Origin of the sequence: Acinetobacter portensis (assembly GCF_009372215.1) — a bacterium.
Lineage (GTDB): Bacteria > Pseudomonadota > Gammaproteobacteria > Pseudomonadales > Moraxellaceae > Acinetobacter > Acinetobacter portensis.
The window spans coordinates 1-3,730 of the sequence record NZ_LWRV01000112.1 but is presented as its reverse complement, the minus strand read 5'-3'; the positions used below and the strand labels follow the sequence as shown (position 1 = coordinate 3,730).

The window sequence follows — 3,730 nt, the reverse complement described above, 5'->3', positions numbered from 1 at the left end:
TGTTTTCTCAGCACACATCACGTTGTTGTTCGTATTGAACAGGGTTATATGAACAAGCAGTTAAAAATACAGCCACGAATGCAATCGTTATTAATTTACTCATCACTCATATTTCCTATATAAAGTTAGAAAAACAATGCGCAACTTTTGGGAGATCTGCTGTGCATCAATTTGTGCAATAAATATACTTAAAATAAAGAAATTGTTAAAACAGATTATTTTTCTAAATATGATTTGTTTTTTAGATTAATCTATCAGCAAAAAGCCCAAAAACTCTTTGGGCTTTTTGCTTCGTTTATTACAACTATTTAGATTTCTGTAATCTCAAGGCATTAATCACAACAGACAATGAACTTAAAGACATTGCAACTGCCGCAAGCATTGGTGTTAATAACAAACCTGTAAGTGGATAAAAAATACCTGCCGCGACAGGAACACCCAAGCCGTTATAAACAAAAGAGAATGCAAGGTTTTGCTTCATATTTTTCACACCTAACTTTGCCATGTGAATCGCATCTGCAACGCCTCGAATATCCCCTTTAACTAAAGTAATTTGAGCTGTTTGTTTGGCAATATCTGTGCCATTACCCATTGCAATACCAATGTTTGCTTGAGCTAAGGCAGGTGCATCATTAATACCATCCCCTGCCATAACAACAACTTTTCCTTGTTCTTGGTATTTTTTTACAATATCAAGTTTGTCTTGTGGCGTACAATTTCCATATACATATTGAATGCCTAATTCAGCCGCTACAATTTGTGCATTTTTCTCGTGATCACCTGTTGCCATAACCACTTCAATTCCATCAGCAATAAGTTGCTGAATCACGTGATGTGCATTTTCTTTAACAGCATCATGAATTGAAATATAAGCCAATAAAGTAGTTTCCGTTGCTAAGAGGCTAATCACTTGCCCCACATCGCGCAATTGATCTAAATGTGATTGAACCTCTTGAGGAATTACTACCCCTAATTGCTCAACAAGTTTTTGACTTCCAATATACACATCAAAACCATCAATCTGCCCTTTTACACCAAAGCCAGTTACATCTTCATAATTTTGAACATCTACATATTGTTGCGTAGGGACAATTTTAGATAAAGTCTGAGCAATAGGATGTGTCGAGTATTGTTCAATTGAAGCAATCCACGTTTCAATTTGCGCTTGATCTAGCTCAGGAACAAGTAACTTAATTTCATTAAGGCTTGGCTTGCCTTCAGTTAATGTGCCCGTCTTATCAATAATTAATGTCGTAACTTTACTGAGTGCTTCAATTGCTTCTGCATCTTTAAATAAAACACCCTTTTGTGCAGCACGACCCGTTGTTGCCATCACAGACATTGGTGTTGCTAAACCCAATGCACATGGACACGCAATAATAAGTACCGCTACGGCGCACATGAGCGCAATATCAAACTGAGCTTTCCCAAAGATCATCCATACAACAAAAGTCAGTACGCTAATTGCCAAAACAGTAACAACAAAGTATTTAGCAACGACATCTGCTAATCGCTGTAAAGGTGCTTTAGATCGTTGTGCTTCCGCAACGGTTTGAATCATTTTGGCAAGTGTTGTATTTGCACCAACAGCCGTGGTTTGAATGCGAACGCTCCCCTGCTGATTGACCGTACCACCAATCACTTGGTCACCTACTTCCTTTTTCACAGGAACAGGCTCACCCGTCATCACGGCTTCATCGATATAAGTTTTACCATCAACCACAACACCATCTAATGGAACTTGCTCTCCCGAAGCAATTTGTAATATATCTCCTTGTTTTACCATAGAGATATCCACTTCTAGCAATTCATTTCCTTGTACAAGCATTGCCGTATTGGCTTGTAAACGCAGTAAAGATTTTAATGAGTCTGCTGTTTTAGCCCGTGCTTTTAATTCCATAATTTGCCCGAGCAAACTCAAGGAAACAATCATACAAGCCGCTTCAAAGTAGACCGCAACACCATGACCTGTTTTCGCTTCAACAGGAATAAGTGATGGGAAGATGGTGGCAATAACGCTATAAATAAATGCAGCAAGCACGCCAACACCAATCAAACTCCACATATTTAAATTACGCGTTTTATAAGAGCTGACACAGCGTTCAAGAATGGGTTTTCCTGCCCAAAGCACAACAGGAATAGATAAAACTAGCTCAATCCACGGTTGAATATGTTGTGGAATAATGGCGTGAATATGCGAGCCCATCGCCATCACAAATACAAGTAAAGTAAAAGGCAATGTTTTCCAGAATCGATTACTAAAATCGACCAACTCAGGGTTTGGACCATCATCTAAAGTAGGTTGCATTGGCTCTAATGCCATACCACAAATTGGGCAAGTACCTGGCCCTTTTTGTACAATTTCAGGATCCATTGGACAGGTATAATCCATATCCGCTGCACCTTCTGGCACAGGGCGCTCATCCATAGGAATGAGATAAAACTCAGGATCTGCCTTAAATTTTTCAACACAAGATGGATTACAAAAATAGTAAGTTTTATTTTTATAATCTGTTTTTAAATCGGTTGATGTATCTACCGACATTCCACATACCAGATCAATTTCTGTCTGTGAATGATCATCAGAATGTGTATGTTTTTTTCCACCACAACAACCCAAATTTTCAACTTTCACATCCTGTGGTTTTTCTTTTTGACCACCACAACAAGACTTTTTCACTTCAGGAACAGCATCTTGTTTTTTAGAACCGCAGCTAGATGATTTCACTTCTTTTGTATCTAAATTTTGATCTTCAATAACAGCTTTTTTTGAAGTGCAACATGAATTTTTTTTAGGTGTTACAACTTCAACATCGTCATGATGATTTACGTGTTGAGTTGCTAAATATTGATCGGGATTTTGTGAAAATTTAGTTTTGCATCCTGCACAACAAAATAAATAACGCTGATTTTCATACTCAAAATAATGTTCTGAATTTTCAGCCACAGTCATGCCACAAACTGGGTCTATATGAATGACATTCTCGGTTTGATTTTGCTTAGAACAGCATGAAGATTTTTTAGCTTGCTCCATGGGATGCACTCTCACATTTTTCTATTTATACTAGAATAAAGTCTGTACCTAGGTACAGAGTCAAGTCTTTTTCGAGGTACGAATATGTTTACAATTGGAAAGCTTGCAAAACTTACACATTCTTCGGTTGAAACCATTCGCTATTATCAACGTATTGGTCTTTTGCGTATTCCTGAGGCTCAAGGGAATTATCGTTATTATTCGAATCAAGATGTTGAAACATTAAGTTTTATTCAAAAAGGTAAAGATGCAGGTTTGCAGCTCAGTGAAATTCAAGATCTATTACAATTACAAATTAGCGACCGAGATCAAGTCAGATACGTTATAGAACAAAGATTAGAAAAAATTGATTTGCGCATTAAAGAGTTAAAAGCTTTAAAAAAACGTCTAAGCTCTTGGGTTGATGAATGCAAAGCAACAAGTGAAAATTGTTGTCCTATTTTAAAAGAACTAAAAAAATAAAAAGCCCCAATCGGGGCTTTTTATTTACGTTAATTAATAAACAATTTGATTATTTGCAAGTAAATCATCCAAATCAAAAGCTTGCTTTTGATTTGTTAAAACGAGTAATTCTTGCTTGTCATAAATATCTTTAAGTTCACCATTACTATCAAGCTCCCCCTTACCATCACGATCAAGTGAAATTGTTGCTATATCTTTTTCACTGTCATATTCAATAAGGCTCTAGACTAGCAG

At 36.8% G+C, this 3,730-nt stretch carries 2 protein-coding genes; one reads left to right on the top strand and one right to left on the bottom strand.

The annotated features are described in order from the left end of the window. Positions 1 to 304: 304 nt before the first annotated feature. On the bottom strand, positions 305 to 3,034 hold the full coding sequence (locus A6M14_RS13415) for a heavy metal translocating P-type ATPase (protein WP_152875739.1): 2,730 nt from the start codon (positions 3,032 to 3,034) through the stop codon (positions 305 to 307). Positions 3,035 to 3,118: 84 nt separating this feature from the next. Between A6M14_RS13415 and A6M14_RS13410 the strand changes: the two genes are divergently transcribed. Beyond that, entirely contained in the window at positions 3,119 to 3,496 is a 378-nt protein-coding gene (locus A6M14_RS13410) for a MerR family transcriptional regulator (RefSeq protein ID WP_152875738.1), read from the top strand. The last annotated feature ends 234 nt before the right edge of the window (positions 3,497 to 3,730 follow it).